Origin of the sequence: Pseudocitrobacter sp. RIT415 (assembly GCF_003057695.2) — a bacterium.
In the GTDB taxonomy this organism is placed as follows: Bacteria; Pseudomonadota; Gammaproteobacteria; order Enterobacterales; family Enterobacteriaceae; genus Pseudocitrobacter; species Pseudocitrobacter faecalis.
In genome coordinates, this window is sequence record NZ_QBJC02000016.1 from 1 (window position 1) to 16,357 (window position 16,357).

Below are 16,357 nucleotides of genomic sequence, written 5' to 3' on the forward strand. Positions count from 1 at the left end.
TGTAAGTGTCTACCATGTCTCCGAACAAGTGTTCACTATGTCCCCGGACTGTACAGGGAGAGGGCCGGGGGGAGGGCATCAGGCCGCACTCATTCCTTTCACACGCGCCATAAAATACGCATCCACATATTCCCCGTTGCGCAGCCCGTACTTCTTCCCGGTGCCTTCAATTACAAATCCGTGCTTCTTATACACCGCAACCGCCGGGGCGTTATCGACGAATACCGTAAGCTCAATACGCTCCACGCGCAGCCAGTTGTCGCACATATCAATCATCTCGCGCATCAGGGCGCTGGCGACGCCGCGGTTTTGCCAGCGCGCATCAACGCAAATGCCGAAATCAGCCACGTGACTGCGGCGAGGGCGTTGCGCCACGTCGATGCACAGATGCCCGACCACGGTGCCGTCAATGCAGGCGACAAGCTGTTTGATGCCGGGCTGGTCGGCCAGCCGCGTTTCCCACATCTGCTCGGAAGGATGAGGAACCTGTAGCGTGTTGTAATACACCTCCGGCTGGGCGTGGATCTGCCGAATGGCAGCGTAATCTTTCGGTTCGGCGTGGCGTATTACTATCTCACTCATTCCTTGTTTCCTCCGTGGGGTGATTATCCCTTTCAACATCATTGACTTTAAAAGCGGAGTCAACTGACATTTTTTGCAAAAAGTGTTGGACAAGTGCGAATGAGAATGATTATTATTGTCCTGCATTCAGGAAGACCCCTGAGGGAGAACCTGAAAGCACGACATTGCTCACATTGCTTCCAGTATTACTTTAGCCAGCCTCGTGCTGGCTTTTTTTTTGGGTGTGTTCCAGCCTGGCTTACTTGCCATTTTGTTCCCTGGCTGTGCTCGCAATCCTCACGTACATTAAGTACGCTCCGGTTGCTGCGCGGGCATTTGTGCCATCTCTTCGCCAAACTTCCTCATTTTGTCTCTCTTCACTTTGCGCTATGGTGTAACCAGATACCTTTAAAGGACGACATCATGGCCCTACACTGTGCATTCATTGGTTTTGGTAAAAGTACCACGCGCTATCATCTTCCCTATGTTCTGAACCGCAAAGATAGCTGGCACGTAGCGCATATCTATCGTCGCAGCGCGAAGCCGGAAGAGCAGCATCCGCAGTATTCTCACATTCATTTCACCAGCGATCTGGATGAAGTGCTGAATGACCCGGAAGTGAAGCTGGTGGTCGTGTGTACCCACGCTGATAGCCATTTTGATTACGCAAAGCGTGCGCTGGAAGCCGGGAAAAACGTGCTGGTCGAAAAGCCGTTCACCCCTACGCTTGCCGAAGCGAAAGAACTGTTTGCGCTGGCGAAAAGCAAAGGGCTGACCGTAACGCCGTATCAGAACCGTCGCTTTGACTCCTGCTTCCTCACCGCGAAAAAAGCGATTGAAAGCGGCAAGCTCGGTGACATTGTGGAAATCGAAAGCCACTTTGACTACTTCCGTCCGGTAGCGGAAACCAAACCGGGATTACCGCAGGACGGCGCGTTTTACGGCCTCGGCGTGCATACGATGGACCAGATCATTTCTCTGTTTGGCCGCCCGGATCACGTCGCGTATGACATCCGCAGCCTGCGAAACAAAGCCAACCCGGACGACACCTTTGAAGCGCAGCTTTTTTACGGGGATCTGAAGGCCATCGTCAAAACCAGCCATCTGGTGAAAATCGATTACCCGAAATTTATTGTGCATGGCACCAAAGGCTCGTACCTGAAATACGGCATCGACCAGCAGGAAACCAGCCTGAAAGCCAATATCATGCCGGGTGAGCCGGGCTTTGCGGCTGATGACTCCATCGGCCAGTTGGAGTACGTCAACGATGAAGGCGTGACGGTGAAAGAAGAGGTAAAACCGGAGATCGGTGACTATGGCCGCGTCTACGATGCGCTGTATCAAACCATCACCCAGGGGACGCCAAATTACGTCAAGGAATCTGACGTTCTGACCAACCTTGAGATCCTCGAACGCGCCTTCGAGCAGGCCTCGCCTGCCACAATCACCCTCGCCAGATAAGATGTTAAGACTCCTCTATTCTTGTTCACATTTTTTGAACAGAGGAGTCAATTTTCACCCACTATCATCTCGGTCGGTTTAGGGCCACACTTACTCCATCGAAAACATGAGGGGGTAACAAATGATTTTCTTACGCAAAGCAAATGAACGTGGTCATGCAAATCATGGTTGGCTGGATTCCTGGCATACCTTCTCGTTTGCTAACTATTACGACCCGAATTTTATGGGCTTCTCGGCACTGCGCGTGATCAACGATGACGTGATTGACGCAGGTCAGGGGTTCGGTACGCACCCGCACAAAGATATGGAAATTTTGACCTATGTACTGGAAGGTGCCGTTGAGCACCAGGACAGCATGGGAAACAAAGAACAGGTTCCGGCGGGTGAGTTCCAGATTATGAGCGCGGGTACCGGCGTGCGTCACTCCGAGTACAACCCAAGCAGCACCGACCGTCTGCGCCTGTACCAAATCTGGATCATTCCAGAAGAAACCGGTATTACGCCGCGCTACGAACAGCGCCGCTTCGACGCCGAGCAGGGTAAACAACTGGTGTTGTCGCCGGATGCGCGTGATGGTTCGCTGAAAGTGCACCAGGATATGGAACTGTATCGTTGGGCGCTGGCGAAAGATGAGCAGTCGGTGCATCAGATTGCTGCTGACCGTCGCGTGTGGATTCAGGTGGTAAAAGGTAACGTCACCATCAATGGTACCAAGGCCACCACCAGTGATGGCCTGGCGATTTGGGATGAGCAGGCGATTTCTGTTCATGCTGACAGTGAAAGCGAAATTCTGCTCTTTGATCTGCCGCCAGTATAATAATGCGTAAATAAATAAGAGAACCTCCCCAATCAACCGGGGAGGTTCTCTTATCTCCGTGGTAAACTGAGGGAATGTTTCACTTTTATTTCTCTCAGGACGATGAAAAAGAAAAGACCCGTACTTCAGGATGTGGCCGATCGCGTTGGCGTGACCAAAATGACGGTCAGCCGTTTCTTACGCAATCCGGAGCAGGTCTCCGTCGCACTGCGAGGTAAAATTGCACAAGCCCTTGATGAACTGGGTTATATTCCTAATCGTGCTCCTGATATCCTCTCCAATGCCACCAGCCGCGCGGTTGGGGTACTCCTTCCTTCCTTAACTAACCAGGTCTTCGCTGAAGTGCTGCGTGGCATTGAAAGCGTGACCGACGCCTATGGTTATCAGACGATGCTCGCCCACTACGGCTATAAGCCGGAACTGGAGCAGGAGCGGCTGGAATCAATGCTGTCGTGGAATATTGACGGCCTGATCCTCACCGAACGTTCACACACGCCGCGTACCCTGAAGATGATTGAAGTCGCCGGTATTCCGGTCGTTGAGCTGATGGACAGCAAATCGCCGTGCCTCGACATTGCGGTCGGTTTCGATAACTTCGAAGCCGCGCGGCAGATGACGGCGGCGATTATCGCGCGCGGCCATCGCCATATCGCCTATCTTGGCGCGCGTCTCGATGAACGTACTATCATCAAACAGAAAGGTTACGAGCAGGCGATGCTCGATGCCGGGCTGGTGCCTTACAGCGTGATGGTCGAGCAGTCGTCGTCCTACTCGTCGGGGATTGAGCTGATGCGCCAGGCGCGTCGTGAATATCCGCAGCTGGACGGCATCTTCTGTACCAACGATGACCTTGCGGTAGGCGCATCCTTTGAGTGCCAACGTCTGGGATTGCGTATCCCTGATGATATCGCCATCGCCGGTTTCCACGGCCATGACATCGGGCAAGTGATGGAACCCCGCCTGGCGAGCGTCCTGACGCCGCGTGAGCGGATGGGGCGCATCGGCGCGGAACGCCTGTTAGCACGGATCCGAGGTGAAGCAGTTACGCCTAAAATGTTAGATTTAGGTTTCACTTTGTCACCGGGCGGTTCAATTTAGCCCTGACAAATTTGAACTAGATCACACATATTCATTTCCGGCACGAATGGTGATTGCTTCTCCACTGGCCCGGCATGACAATGTTACCGATAACAGTTACCCGTAACAAATTCTTGTGTCCAGCAGGAGGACGCTTTGAGCACGACTAATCATGATCACCATGTCTACGTTCTGATGGGCGTATCTGGCAGTGGTAAATCCGCAGTCGCCAGTGAAGTGGCGCATCGACTGAATGCCGCGTTTCTTGATGGCGACTTCCTTCATCCGCGTAGCAACATCGTCAAAATGTCCTCCGGCGAACCGCTGAACGACGACGATCGTAAACCGTGGCTGCAGGCCCTGAACGATGCCGCATTTGCGATGCAGCGTACTAACAAAGTTTCCCTGATTGTTTGCTCTGCGCTGAAAAAAGCGTACCGCGACATTCTGCGTGAAGGTAACCCGAATCTCTCCTTCGTGTACCTGAAAGGCGATTTCGACCTGATCGAAAGCCGTCTGAAAGCACGTAAAGGCCACTTCTTCAAAACGCAAATGCTGGTGACGCAGTTCGAAACGCTGCAGGAACCGAGCGCTGATGAACGCGATGTGCTGGTGGTTGATATCGATCAGCCGCTGGAAGGCGTTATCAACAGTACTATTGAAGTGATTAACAAAGGCAGTAACGCGTGACAACTTTAACGCTGGTTTTAACAGCAGTCGGCTCCGTTCTGCTGCTGTTGTTTTTAGTCATGAAGGCGCGTATGCACGCCTTCCTGGCTTTGATGGTGGTTTCTATTGGAGCAGGTCTTTTCTCGGGGATGCCGCTGATTAAAATCGCGCAAACCATGGAGAAAGGGATGGGCGGTACGCTGGGCTTCCTGGCTATCGTGGTCGCGCTGGGCGCGATGTTCGGCAAAATTCTGCATGAAACGGGCGCAGTCGATCAGATTGCCGTCAAAATGCTGAAATCCTTTGGTCACAATCGCGCACACTACGCGATTGGCCTGGCCGGTCTGATTTGTGCGCTGCCGCTGTTCTTCGAAGTGGCGATTGTGCTGCTGATTAGCGTCGCGTTCTCTATGGCGCGTCACACCGGGACTAACCTGGTGAAACTGGTGATCCCGCTGTTCGCCGGTGTTGCTGCTGCGGCGGCGTTCCTGCTGCCTGGGCCTGCGCCGATGCTGCTGGCGTCCCAGATGCACGCTGATTTCGGCTGGATGATTCTGATTGGTCTGTGTGCGGCAATCCCGGGCATGATCATTGCGGGCCCGCTGTGGGGCAACTTCATCAGCCGCTACGTTGAGCTGAGCATTCCGGAAGACATCACCGAGCCGCACCTGGGCGAAGGCAAAATGCCATCCTTCGGTTTCAGCCTGGCGCTGATCCTGCTGCCGCTGGTGCTGGTCGGTCTGAAAACCATCGCCGCACGCTTTGTTGCTGAAGGTTCTACCGCGTACGAATGGTTTGAATTTATCGGTCACCCCTTCACTGCAATTCTGATTGCGTGCCTGGTTGCCATTTATGGTCTGGCGTATCGCCAGGGCATGGCGAAAGACAAAGTGATGGAAATTTGTGGTCACGCGCTGCAACCTGCGGGCATTATCCTGCTGGTTATCGGTGCAGGCGGTGTGTTCAAACAGGTTCTGGTTGATTCTGGCGTGGGCCCGGCACTGGGCGAAGCACTGACCGGTATGGGTCTGCCGATTGCGCTGACCTGCTTCATCCTGGCGGCTGCGGTACGTATCATTCAGGGTTCCGCAACGGTTGCCTGCTTAACGGCGGTTGGCCTGGTGATGCCAGTTATCGAACAACTGAACTACAACGGCGCGCAGATGGCGGCATTGTCTATCTGTATCGCGGGTGGCTCCATTGTTGTCAGCCACGTGAACGACGCCGGTTTCTGGTTATTCGGTAAGTTTACGAATGCCACCGAAGCACAGACACTGAAAACCTGGACCATGATGGAAACCATCCTCGGTACCGTGGGCGCGATTGTCGGTATGATTGCGTTTACCCTGCTGAGCTAGGTTATACAGAACGTTATTGCGAAAGGGCTTCCTGATGGAAGCCCTTTTTTATTGTAAGAGTGACGTTGTACAAGGTGAAAGGATGCCTGGCGTATCGTCGAGCATGAAGTAGCAACGTAAATTTTGGCTATTCGAGAACGTTAGAAGTTCGCTTAATTCTCTTAATTGTTTGATATTTTGACGTTTATAGAGCTGCATATACCTATCGAGTTCATGGATGTTGAGTACCTGACGAACTCGAGACTCTACGCCGATATCTGCCACATATTTTCTAAATTTTGGAGAGATCCAGAATACCAGTTCCAGAATCTTTTCCAGTTTTTCAGTCAGCCCTGCAATAACATCCTGCCTGTTTTTAACCTCACCCACCCGCCAGGCGGGTTCGTTATGTGAGATACGGTTCCTGAAGGCGCGCACTTCTTCTATCCTTCTGCGAATGATATCGCGTTGATGAAACATCGGATTTTTGCTGCCCGAGAGTCGGGGGAGTTTCCGAAAGGCCTTCGTCAATTCATGAGGCCACAGAAAGCGTTTGTCAGCGCCATCATAAAAATGCTTATCAAGAAGGTATTCCCATGTTGAGAAATCGCTCTGAGAGATAATCTGGTCAAGCGTGGGGGCGGGGTTCGTAATCCCTTTTCCTTCAAGATTTCGTTTGGCGCTTTTCGTCGCAATTTTGATATTGTCGCAAAATTTACGAACTTGTTCCGCTTTGCCTTCGCAACCACTGAAATCGTGATCTTGCCAGGCTGGGATGACCGAAAACCATAACGCCTGATCATGTCTTTGATACTTCGCAGCGGCTACCTGATTAAGCGTATTACGCAGGCAAACTTCGACCATTTGTAGCAATGGATAAAACGCGCTGACGACAGCAAGATTCCAGCAATAGGCACCGAAAAGCTGGGCATCATTTTGAGGTTGAAAGGAGGATTTGTAGCTGCTCAGGCGCACCGTACTTAGTAAGCGAGTGGGTTCAGCATAATCGTAGTTTTCGGGCATGATGGAGAACTCTGACAGTTTTCCCCATTATTTCAAAGAAGAATCAGGTTACATATGTCCAGATCGGGACACTCACCTTCGCCTGGAAAGGAGGGAGATATCTTGATGCGTACGTTCTGAATAGCTAAACTTGTCTGGCAGCCAATCGAGAGTTCTTCTCCCACCTTGTCGTGGTGCCAGTTCTTCGATATCAGGCGAAAGGATATAACCCCGGAATCATCTCAATGGCTCCGGGGTTTTTTATTGTCAGTGGGTCAACTCTTCACCCCTTCATCCACATCCGAATCCCATCCAGGAACATCTGCGTTGCCATCATCACCAGAATCAGCCCCATCAGGCGCTCAAGCGCGTTCACGCCTTTCTCGCCCAGCAGGCGTAAGAATAGCGATGATTGCAGCAGAATAGCCACCGTGCCGCCCCAGGCGATGAGCAGGGCGATAACGAGGTGGCTTATATTGTTGGGATATTGATGCGACAGTAGCATTAGCGTGGCCAACAGCGTCGGCCCGGCGACCAGCGGGATGGCGAGCGGCACAATAAAAGGTTCTTCACCCGCCGGTAAACCGGAACTGTTTTCGGAGCTGCTGGGAAAGATCATCTTAATGGCAATCAAAAACAGAATGATGCCACCAGAGATAGAAACCGTTTCGGCACGCAGGTTCAAAAAGGCCAAAATCTTCTCGCCCGCGAACAGAAAAATCAGCATGACGAGGAGTGCGATTAAAAGCTCACGTATCATGATCGCCCTGCGGCGCCTGGGTTCCGTGTGTTTTAATACCGACATAAAAATCGGCAAGTTTCCTAATGGATCCATAATCAGGATCAATAAAACCGATGCAGAAAAGATTTCATTCATAACTAAAATTCCCTGATAATTATTGCGGATTTTCTGCTTAACACGTGACCGATGGAACGGTTTCCGAAGTGGCGCGTGTTGGCTCCCAAAATGGGGGTAATAAGTTGCATTTCTGATTGCTGCGCAATCATTGATTAATTTCACTTGCGACTTTGGCTGCTTTTTGTAATGTGAAGGATGTCGCACCGGATCTGGTGACATTAACAGCACATCTCTGCAGGAAAAAAACGTTATGAAAAATGTTGGTTTTATCGGCTGGCGTGGAATGGTCGGCTCTGTACTCATGCAACGCATGGTGGAAGAGCGCGATTTCGACGCCATTCGCCCGGTCTTCTTCTCCACCTCCCAGCTTGGACAGGCGGCGCCGTCTTTTGGCACCACCAGCGGTGGTACGCTGCAGGATGCTTACGATCTTGACGCGCTGAAGGCCCTGGACATTATTGTCACCTGTCAGGGCGGCGATTATACCAACGAAATCTATCCAAAGCTTCGTGAAAGCGGCTGGCAGGGCTACTGGATTGACGCGGCCTCTTCGCTGCGCATGAAAGACGACGCCATTATCATTCTTGACCCGGTTAACCAGAAAGTCATCACCGATGGCCTGAACAACGGCGTGAAAACCTTTGTGGGCGGCAACTGTACCGTCAGCCTGATGCTGATGTCCTTAGGCGGCCTGTTTGCGAATGACCTTGTAGAGTGGGCGTCCGTTGCTACCTATCAGGCAGCTTCCGGCGGCGGCGCGCGTCATATGCGTGAGCTGCTGACTCAAATGGGGCTACTGCACAATCACGTCGCTGATGAACTGGCGAACCCGGCTTCCGCCATTCTCGATATCGAACGTAAAGTCACGGCGTTGACGCGCAGCGGCGACCTGCCGGTCGATAACTTCGGCGTTCCGCTGGCAGGCAGTCTGATCCCGTGGATCGACAAACAGCTTGATAACGGCCAGAGCCGTGAAGAGTGGAAAGGCCAGGCTGAGACCAACAAAATCCTCGCTACCGCGTCCACCATTCCGGTTGATGGCCTTTGTGTCCGTGTCGGCGCGCTGCGCTGCCACAGCCAGGCTTTCACGCTGAAGCTGAAAAAAGATATCTCTATCGCTACCGTTGAAGAGCTGCTGGCGGCTCACAACCCGTGGGCGAAAGTCATCCCGAACGATCGCGACATCACTATGCGCGAGCTGACTCCTGCTGCGGTCACCGGCACGCTGACCACGCCGGTTGGGCGTCTGCGTAAACTGAACATGGGGCCGGAGTATCTCTCAGCCTTTACGGTTGGCGACCAGTTATTGTGGGGGGCAGCAGAACCGCTGCGCCGCATGTTGCGTCAGCTGGCTTAATATTCTCAGGGGGGCTTTATGCCCCCCTGTTTACATCTGATAGGTTTTGCGTACTACAAGGAGTAAACGCGAATGTATTCATTTTTTTCAGAGGTTCAATAAAGCGTTGGCTATGCTGTAAGCAAGGTTAAATTTTTGCGACCTTGGCTGAAGGTTGGGCGGGGCAGAGAGGAAGCACATTGTGCTGCGCCGTGCAGGTCAAAAATGTCGTCCACATGACTGGAACGAGACGACACTCATATAACAGGATGATGAACCATGTCCGATCGTATTGATAGAGACGTGATTAACGCGCTAATTGCTGGCCATTTTGCGGATCCTTTTTCCGTTCTGGGGATGCATAGCACCGAAGCAGGGCTGGAAGTCCGGGCGCTTTTACCTGATGCGACTGATGTCTGGGTTATCGAACCGAAAACCGGGCGTAAAGTCGGTAAGCTCGAGTGTTTAGACTCGCGCGGTTTCTTTTGCGGCGTTCTGCCGCGACGTAAAAATCCTTTTCGTTATCAACTGGCGGTGGTTTGGCACGGCCAGCAGAATCTGATCGATGACCCGTATCGTTTCGGCCCGCTGTTGCAGGAGATGGACGCGTGGCTGTTGTCTGAAGGTACGCACCTGCGCCCGTACGAAACGCTGGGCGCGCATGCCGACACAATGGACGGCGTTACCGGCACGCGGTTCTCGGTGTGGGCGCCTAACGCCCGCCGCGTCTCTGTGGTCGGGCAGTTTAACTACTGGGATGGCCGTCGTCACCCAATGCGTCTGCGTAAAGAAACCGGTATATGGGAACTGTTTGTGCCCGGCGCGCATAACGGTCAGCTCTACAAATTTGAAATGATCGACGCGCGCGGCCAGCTTCGCATCAAAGCTGATCCTTACGCCTTTGAAGCTCAGATGCGCCCGGAAACGGCATCGCTGATTTGCGGCCTGCCGGACAAAGTGGTGCAGACGGAAGAGCGTAAGAAGGCGAATGGCTTCGATGCGCCGATTTCTATCTATGAAGTGCATCTCGGTTCCTGGCGTCGTCATACGGATAACAATTTCTGGCTGAGCTATCGCGAACTGGCTGATCAGTTGGTGCCCTACGCGAAATGGATGGGGTTTACCCATCTGGAACTGCTGCCGGTTAACGAGCATCCCTTCGACGGTAGCTGGGGTTATCAGCCGACCGGGCTGTACGCGCCAACCCGCCGTTTCGGTACGCGTGAAGATTTCCGCTACTTTATCAATGCCGCACACGCTGCGGGTCTGAACGTGATTCTCGACTGGGTGCCTGGCCACTTCCCGTCGGATGACTTCGCGCTGGCGGAATTCGACGGCACCAAACTCTACGAACATGATGACCCGCGTGAAGGCTACCATCAGGACTGGAATACCCTGATTTACAACTATGGCCGCCGCGAAGTCAGCAACTACCTGCAGGGCAATGCGCTCTACTGGGTCGAACGCTTCGGCATTGACGCGCTGCGCGTGGATGCGGTGGCTTCCATGATTTACCGCGATTACAGCCGTAAAGAAGGTGAGTGGATCCCCAATGAATTTGGTGGCCGCGAAAACCTCGAAGCGATTGAATTCCTGCGTAATACCAACCGCGTGCTGGGCGAGCAGGTACCCGGCGCGGTGAGTATGGCGGAAGAGTCGACCGATTTTCCCGGCGTTTCGCGCCCGCAGGACTCCGGCGGTCTGGGCTTCTGGTATAAGTGGAATCTGGGCTGGATGCACGACACGCTCGATTACATGAAGCTTGACCCGGTATATCGTCAGTACCATCACGACAAAATGACCTTTGGTCTGCTGTACAACTATACGGAAAACTTCGTGCTGCCGTTGTCGCACGATGAAGTCGTCCACGGTAAAAAATCAATTCTTGACCGTATGCCGGGCGATGCGTGGCAGAAGTTTGCCAACCTGCGCGCCTACTACGGCTGGCTGTTCGCGTTCCCGGGCAAAAAGCTGCTGTTTATGGGCAACGAATTTGCGCAGGGGCGTGAGTGGAACCATGACGGCAGCCTCGACTGGCATCTGCTGGAAGGCGGCGACAACTGGCACCACGGCGTTCAGCGTCTGGTGCGTGACCTGAACCACACCTATCGCCACCATAAAGCACTGCACGAGCTCGACTTCGACCCGTACGGTTTCGAATGGCTGGTTGTCGATGACCACGAACGGTCGGTGTTTATCTTTGTGCGCCGTGATAAGCAGGGCAACGAACTGATTGTCGCCAGCAACTTTACGCCCGTACCGCGCCACAATTATCGTTTCGGTATCAATCAGCCAGGCTGCTGGCGTGAAGAGCTGAATACCGACTCCTCGCACTATCACGGCAGCAACGCCGGAAACGGCGGAGTCGTACACAGCGATCACATTGCCAGCCATGGTCGTGAGCACTCCCTGAGCCTGACGCTGCCGCCGCTGTCGACCATCTGGCTGGTTCGGGAGGGGGAATGACCGTACTCGCCGCAGGTACACCCACGCCGTTAGGCGCACGCTATGACGGCAAGGGCGTAAATTTCACGCTCTTCTCTGCTCACGCTGAGCGGGTGGAACTCTGCGTGTTCGATGCGCAGGGTAACGAGTCGCGCTACGACCTTCCCGCGCGCAGCGGCGATATCTGGCACGGTTACCTGGCAAAAGCGCGCCCAGGGCTGCGTTATGGCTATCGTGTCCACGGCCCGTGGGAACCTGCGCAGGGGCATCGTTTTAACCCGGCGAAACTGCTTATCGACCCGTGCTGCTATCGGGTTGATGGCACGCTGAAAGATGAGCCGGGCCTTCACGGCGGGTATCAGCAGCCGGATAACAGCGACAGCGCCGCGATCGCGCCGAAATCGGTGGTGACCGCGCTGGACTATCAGTGGGAAGATGACGCGCCGCCCCGCACAGCGTGGGGTAAAACCGTCATCTACGAAGCGCATGTGAAGGGGCTGACCTATCGCCATCCGGGTATCCCGCAGGAGATTCGCGGCACCTACAAAGCGCTCGCACACCCGGTGATGATCAACTTCTTCAACACGCTGGGCATTACCGCGCTGGAACTGATGCCGGTGGCGCATTTTGCCAGCGAACCGCGTCTTCAACGCATGGGGCTAAGCAATTATTGGGGCTACAACCCAATGGCCATGTTTGCCCTCGAACCACGCTACGCCAGCTCACCTGAGCGCGCGCTGGATGAATTTCGCGATGCGATAAAAGCGCTGCATCGCGCCGGAATCGAAGTGATTCTCGACGTTGTGCTGAACCATAGCGCGGAGATTGACCTCGATGGCCCAACCTTCTCCCTGCGCGGAATCGACAACCGTAGCTATTATTGGATCAGGGAAGATGGCGATTACCACAACTGGACGGGGTGTGGAAACACGCTCAATCTCAGTCATCCGGGTGGCGTAGAGTACGCCCGCCAGTGCCTGCGTTTTTGGGTGGATGTCTGCCATGTTGATGGTTTTCGTTTCGATTTAGCCACCATCATGGGGCGTACGCCGGAATTTCGTCAGGATGCGCCGCTGTTTGAAGCGATTAAACACGACCCGGTTCTCTCTGCGGTGAAGCTGATTGCCGAGCCGTGGGATATCGGGATGGGCGGTTACCAGGTCGGTAATTTTCCGCCGCTGTTTATGGAGTGGAATGACCATTTCCGCGATGCAATGCGCCGATTTTGGTTGCAGGAGACTCTCTCGCTGGGCGAATTTGCCCAACGTTTCGCTGCTTCCAGCGATGTTTTTGCGCGAGATGGTCGCAGCCCATCGGCGGCGGTGAATCTGGTGACGGCCCACGACGGCTTCACGCTGCGTGACTGCGTTTGCTTCAATAATAAGCATAACGAAGCCAACGGTGAGGAAAATCGCGACGGCACCAGCAATAACCATAGCAATAATCATGGTATAGAAGGATTAGGTGGTAACCTGGACATTATTGAGCGCCGTCGGGCCAGCGTGCATGCGCTGCTGACAACGCTGCTGCTGTCTCAGGGAACACCGATGCTGCTGGCCGGTGACGAACATGGCCACAGCCAGCACGGTAATAACAACGCCTACTGCCAGGACAATCCGTTGACCTGGCTGGATTGGGAAAACGCCAATGTCGGGCTTACCGCATTTACCGCCGCGCTGATTCATCTGCGCCAGAACATCCCTGCCTTAACGCAGGATGCCTGGTGGCAAGAAGGTGACGGCAATGTGCAGTGGCTCAATCAGAATGCGCAACCGCTGCATCCTGATGAGTGGCAAAACGGCGTAAGGCGGATGCAAGTCCTGCTTTCCCATCGTTGGCTTATTACGCTCAATGCGACGCACGACGTGGCTACACTCGTTTTACCAGAGGGGGAGTGGCGCGCTGTTCCCCCCTTCGCCGGAGAGGATAATCCGGTCGTCATGGCTGTCTGGCATGGGCCCGCGCACGGAGTGTGCGTATTTCAAAGGTCATAGGCTCTGAACATTCCGCGGATGGCGGATGAAGACGAGCAACAAAAGGAGTTAATCATGGTTAGGCTGGAAAAAAACGATCCCTTAATGCTGGCGCGCCAGTTACCGAATAAAACGGTTGCGCTGATCCTCGCGGGGGGCCGCGGCACGCGTTTAAAAGATCTCACTATCAAGCGTGCGAAACCGGCGGTGCACTTTGGCGGGAAATTCCGCATCATCGACTTCGCACTGTCGAACTGCATCAACTCAGGGATTCGTCGTATTGGCGTGATTACACAGTATCAGTCACACACGCTGGTACAACACATTCAGCGCGGCTGGTCCTTCTTTAGTGAAGAGATGAACGAGTTTGTCGACCTTCTGCCTGCGCAGCAGCGCGTACATGGTGAAAACTGGTATCGCGGCACCGCCGATGCGGTAACCCAGAACCTCGACATCATCAGTCGCTATAAAGCGGAATATGTGGTGATCCTCGCGGGCGACCATATCTACAAACAAGATTACTCGCGCATGCTCATCGACCACGTCGAAAAAGGGGCGCGCTGCACCGTTGCGTGCATGCCGGTGCCCATTGAAGAAGCAACTGCGTTTGGTGTTATGGCGGTAGACGAAAGCGAGAAGATTATCGACTTTGTCGAAAAACCGGCTAACCCACCGGCGATGCCGAATGACCCAGGCAAATCACTTGCCAGTATGGGTATCTATGTCTTTGATGCAGATTATCTTTATGAACTGCTGAAAGAGGACGATCTGGACGAGAACTCCAGCCACGACTTCGGCAAAGACATCATCCCGAAAATCACCAAAGCTGGCATGGCTTATGCACATCCTTTCCCACTCTCCTGTGTACAGTCTGACCCGAATGCAGAACCGTACTGGCGTGATGTGGGTACGCTGGAAGCGTACTGGAAAGCAAACCTTGACCTGGCGTCCGTTACGCCCGAACTGGACATGTATGACCAGAACTGGCCAATTCGTACTCACATGGAATCTCTGCCGCCGGCGAAGTTCGTACAGGACCGCTCCGGTAGCCATGGCATGACCCTGAACTCGCTGGTTTCCGGCGGCTGTATTATTTCAGGTTCCGTGGTGGTGCAATCCGTTCTGTTCCCGCGCGTGCGCGTGAACTCGTTCTGTAACATTGATTCGGCAGTCTTATTACCGGACGTTTGGGTTGGGCGTTCATGCCGCTTACGCCGCTGTGTTATCGACCGCGCCTGCGTCATTCCAGAAGGAATGGTGATTGGTGAAAATGCGGAAGACGATGCTCGCCGTTTCTACCGCTCGGAAGAGGGTATTGTGCTGGTAACGCGTGACATGCTGCGCAAATTGCAGGTCAAACAGGAGCGATAATGCAGGTTTTACATGTTTGTTCAGAGATGTTCCCGTTATTGAAAACTGGCGGTCTGGCTGATGTCATTGGTGCACTGCCTGCAGCGCAAATTGCGGATGGAACGGATACGCGCGTGCTGCTGCCGGGGTTCCCGGATATTCGCCGGGGTATCACCGATGCGCAGGTAGTGACGCGTCGACAAACCTTTGCCGGGCCGATTTCGCTGCTGTTCGGGCATTTTAACGGAGTGGGCATTTACCTGATCGACGCGCCGCATTTGTATGACCGCCCAGGGAGCCCGTACCACGACACTAACCTGCATGCCTACACCGATAACGTCCTGCGCTTTGCGCTGCTGGGCTGGGTAGGCTGTGAAATGGCCTGCGGGCTCGACCCGTTCTGGCGCCCGGAAGTGGTGCACGCGCATGACTGGCACGCGGGGCTGGCTCCGGCGTATCTCGCGGCGCGTGGCCGTCCGGCGAAGTCGGTATTTACGGTGCATAACCTGGCCTATCAGGGCATGTTCTATGCGCACCACATGAATGACATCGACCTGCCGTGGTCGTTCTTCAACATGCACGGGCTGGAGTTTAACGGCCAGATTTCGTTCCTGAAAGCCGGGCTTTACTACGCCGATCACATCACGGCGGTGAGCCCAACCTATGCACGGGAAATTACCGAGCCGCAGTTTGCTTATGGCATGGAAGGATTGCTGCGCCAGCGCCACCAGGAGGGCCGTCTTTCCGGCATCCTGAACGGCGTGGATGACAACGTATGGAGTCCGGAAAAGGACTTACTGCTGGCGTCGCGCTATAACCGCGATACTCTTGAGGAGAAAGCGGAAAACAAACGCCAGCTACAAATTGCGATGGGCCTTAATGTTAACGATAAAGTGCCGCTGTTTGCTGTTGTCAGCCGATTAACCAGCCAGAAAGGTCTGGATCTGGTTCTGGAAGCTTTACCGGGCTTGCTGGAGCAAGGCGGGCAACTGGCGCTGCTGGGTGCCGGCGATCCTGTTCTGCAGGAGGGCTTCCTTGCGGCTGCGGCGGAGCATCCGGGGCAGGTTGGCGTCCAGATAGGCTATCACGAAGCCTTCTCGCACCGCATTATGGGCGGTGCCGACGTCATTCTTGTGCCAAGCCGCTTCGAGCCTTGCGGCTTAACGCAGCTTTATGGCCTGAAGTACGGCACGCTACCGCTTGTGCGTCGTACTGGTGGTCTGGCAGATACCGTCTCAGACAGTTCACTGGAAAACCTGGCCGATGGCGTCGCCAGCGGTTTTGTCTTTGAGGACAGTAATGCCTGGTCGCTATTAAGAGCCATCCGGCGTGCTTTCGTGTTGTGGTCTCGCCCATCACTCTGGCGCTATGTACAGCGTCAGGCGATGAGCGTGGATTTTAGCTGGCAAGTCGCGGCGCACTCTTACCGCGAGCTTTATCAACGCTTGATGTAATCACAGGAATCATTTC

General features: G+C 54.2%; 13 protein-coding genes. 10 read left to right on the forward strand and 3 right to left on the reverse strand.

Annotated features, from left to right (window positions below):
- Positions 1-78: 78 nt before the first annotated feature.
- Positions 79-582 carry an N-acetyltransferase gene (gene yhhY / locus DBY68_RS15605; protein WP_108476562.1) on the reverse strand — a complete coding sequence of 168 codons (504 nt, stop codon included), beginning with the start codon at positions 580-582 and terminating at the stop codon, positions 79-81.
- A gap of 402 nt (positions 583-984) precedes the next feature.
- Between yhhY and DBY68_RS15610 the strand changes: the two genes are divergently transcribed.
- From DBY68_RS15610 to gntU, 5 genes are all read left to right on the forward strand, one after another.
- Positions 985-2,022 carry an oxidoreductase gene (locus DBY68_RS15610; RefSeq protein WP_108476646.1) on the forward strand — a complete coding sequence of 346 codons (1,038 nt, stop codon included), beginning with the start codon at positions 985-987 and terminating at the stop codon, positions 2,020-2,022.
- 121 nt (positions 2,023-2,143) lie between these two features.
- On the forward strand, positions 2,144-2,839 hold the full coding sequence (locus DBY68_RS15615; protein ID WP_108476563.1) for a pirin family protein: 696 nt from the start codon (positions 2,144-2,146) through the stop codon (positions 2,837-2,839).
- 102 nt (positions 2,840-2,941) lie between these two features.
- A complete protein-coding gene (gene gntR / locus DBY68_RS15620) occupies positions 2,942-3,937 on the forward strand; it encodes a gluconate operon transcriptional repressor GntR (RefSeq protein WP_015962646.1) in 996 nt (331 codons plus the stop codon).
- Between the two features lie 135 nt (positions 3,938-4,072).
- Positions 4,073-4,606 (forward strand): gluconokinase, encoded by a 534-nt coding sequence (gntK, locus tag DBY68_RS15625; RefSeq protein WP_108476564.1) that lies wholly within the window; start codon positions 4,073-4,075, stop codon positions 4,604-4,606.
- Positions 4,603-5,943: a gluconate transporter gene (gene gntU / locus DBY68_RS15630; RefSeq protein ID WP_108476565.1), complete on the forward strand. Its 1,341-nt coding sequence runs from the start codon at positions 4,603-4,605 to the stop codon at positions 5,941-5,943. Before gntK ends, gntU begins: the two co-directional genes overlap by 4 nt.
- 48 nt (positions 5,944-5,991) lie before the next feature.
- Here the strand turns inward: gntU and DBY68_RS15635 are convergent, their stop codons facing one another.
- Both DBY68_RS15635 and DBY68_RS15640 read right to left on the reverse strand, forming a co-directional pair.
- The gene (locus tag DBY68_RS15635) at positions 5,992-6,945 is read right to left on the reverse strand and encodes a hypothetical protein (RefSeq protein ID WP_108476566.1); all 954 of its coding nucleotides are present in this window, start codon (positions 6,943-6,945) and stop codon (positions 5,992-5,994) included.
- A 262-nt stretch (positions 6,946-7,207) separates the two neighbouring features.
- Complete coding sequence (locus tag DBY68_RS15640) at positions 7,208-7,801, reverse strand: YhgN family NAAT transporter (RefSeq protein WP_108476567.1); 594 nt, start codon at positions 7,799-7,801, stop codon at positions 7,208-7,210.
- Between the two features lie 232 nt (positions 7,802-8,033).
- Here DBY68_RS15640 and asd point away from each other — a divergent pair, with 232 nt between their 5' ends.
- From asd to glgA, 5 genes are all read left to right on the forward strand, one after another.
- A complete protein-coding gene (gene asd / locus DBY68_RS15645; protein WP_108476568.1) occupies positions 8,034-9,140 on the forward strand; it encodes an aspartate-semialdehyde dehydrogenase in 1,107 nt (368 codons plus the stop codon).
- A gap of 258 nt (positions 9,141-9,398) precedes the next feature.
- Positions 9,399-11,585 carry a 1,4-alpha-glucan branching enzyme gene (gene glgB, locus DBY68_RS15650; protein ID WP_108476569.1) on the forward strand — a complete coding sequence of 729 codons (2,187 nt, stop codon included), beginning with the start codon at positions 9,399-9,401 and terminating at the stop codon, positions 11,583-11,585.
- Positions 11,582-13,558, forward strand: a complete 1,977-nt coding sequence (gene glgX / locus DBY68_RS15655) for a glycogen debranching protein GlgX (protein WP_108476570.1) — start codon at positions 11,582-11,584, stop codon at positions 13,556-13,558. The genes glgB and glgX overlap by 4 nt, the downstream gene beginning before the upstream one ends.
- A gap of 54 nt (positions 13,559-13,612) precedes the next feature.
- Positions 13,613-14,908: a glucose-1-phosphate adenylyltransferase gene (gene glgC / locus DBY68_RS15660; RefSeq protein WP_108476571.1), complete on the forward strand. Its 1,296-nt coding sequence runs from the start codon at positions 13,613-13,615 to the stop codon at positions 14,906-14,908.
- The gene (glgA, locus tag DBY68_RS15665; protein WP_108476572.1) at positions 14,908-16,341 is read left to right on the forward strand and encodes a glycogen synthase GlgA; all 1,434 of its coding nucleotides are present in this window, start codon (positions 14,908-14,910) and stop codon (positions 16,339-16,341) included. Before glgC ends, glgA begins: the two co-directional genes overlap by 1 nt.
- Positions 16,342-16,357: the final 16 nt, after the last annotated feature.

What these genes read in the sequence shown, in the direction of transcription:
- yhhY (WP_108476562.1), bottom strand. Translation starts at nt 582, where the DNA reads ATGAGTGAGATAGTAATACGCCACGCCGAACCGAAAGATTACGCTGCC.
- DBY68_RS15610 (WP_108476646.1), top strand. Translation starts at nt 985, where the DNA reads ATGGCCCTACACTGTGCATTCATTGGTTTTGGTAAAAGTACCACGCGC.
- DBY68_RS15615 (WP_108476563.1), top strand. Translation starts at nt 2,144, where the DNA reads ATGATTTTCTTACGCAAAGCAAATGAACGTGGTCATGCAAATCATGGT.
- gntR (WP_015962646.1), top strand. Translation starts at nt 2,942, where the DNA reads ATGAAAAAGAAAAGACCCGTACTTCAGGATGTGGCCGATCGCGTTGGC.
- DBY68_RS15635 (WP_108476566.1), bottom strand. Translation starts at nt 6,945, where the DNA reads ATGCCCGAAAACTACGATTATGCTGAACCCACTCGCTTACTAAGTACG.
- DBY68_RS15640 (WP_108476567.1), bottom strand. Translation starts at nt 7,801, where the DNA reads ATGAATGAAATCTTTTCTGCATCGGTTTTATTGATCCTGATTATGGAT.
- asd (WP_108476568.1), top strand. Translation starts at nt 8,034, where the DNA reads ATGAAAAATGTTGGTTTTATCGGCTGGCGTGGAATGGTCGGCTCTGTA.
- glgB (WP_108476569.1), top strand. Translation starts at nt 9,399, where the DNA reads ATGTCCGATCGTATTGATAGAGACGTGATTAACGCGCTAATTGCTGGC.
- glgX (WP_108476570.1), top strand. Translation starts at nt 11,582, where the DNA reads ATGACCGTACTCGCCGCAGGTACACCCACGCCGTTAGGCGCACGCTAT.
- glgC (WP_108476571.1), top strand. Translation starts at nt 13,613, where the DNA reads ATGGTTAGGCTGGAAAAAAACGATCCCTTAATGCTGGCGCGCCAGTTA.
- glgA (WP_108476572.1), top strand. Translation starts at nt 14,908, where the DNA reads ATGCAGGTTTTACATGTTTGTTCAGAGATGTTCCCGTTATTGAAAACT.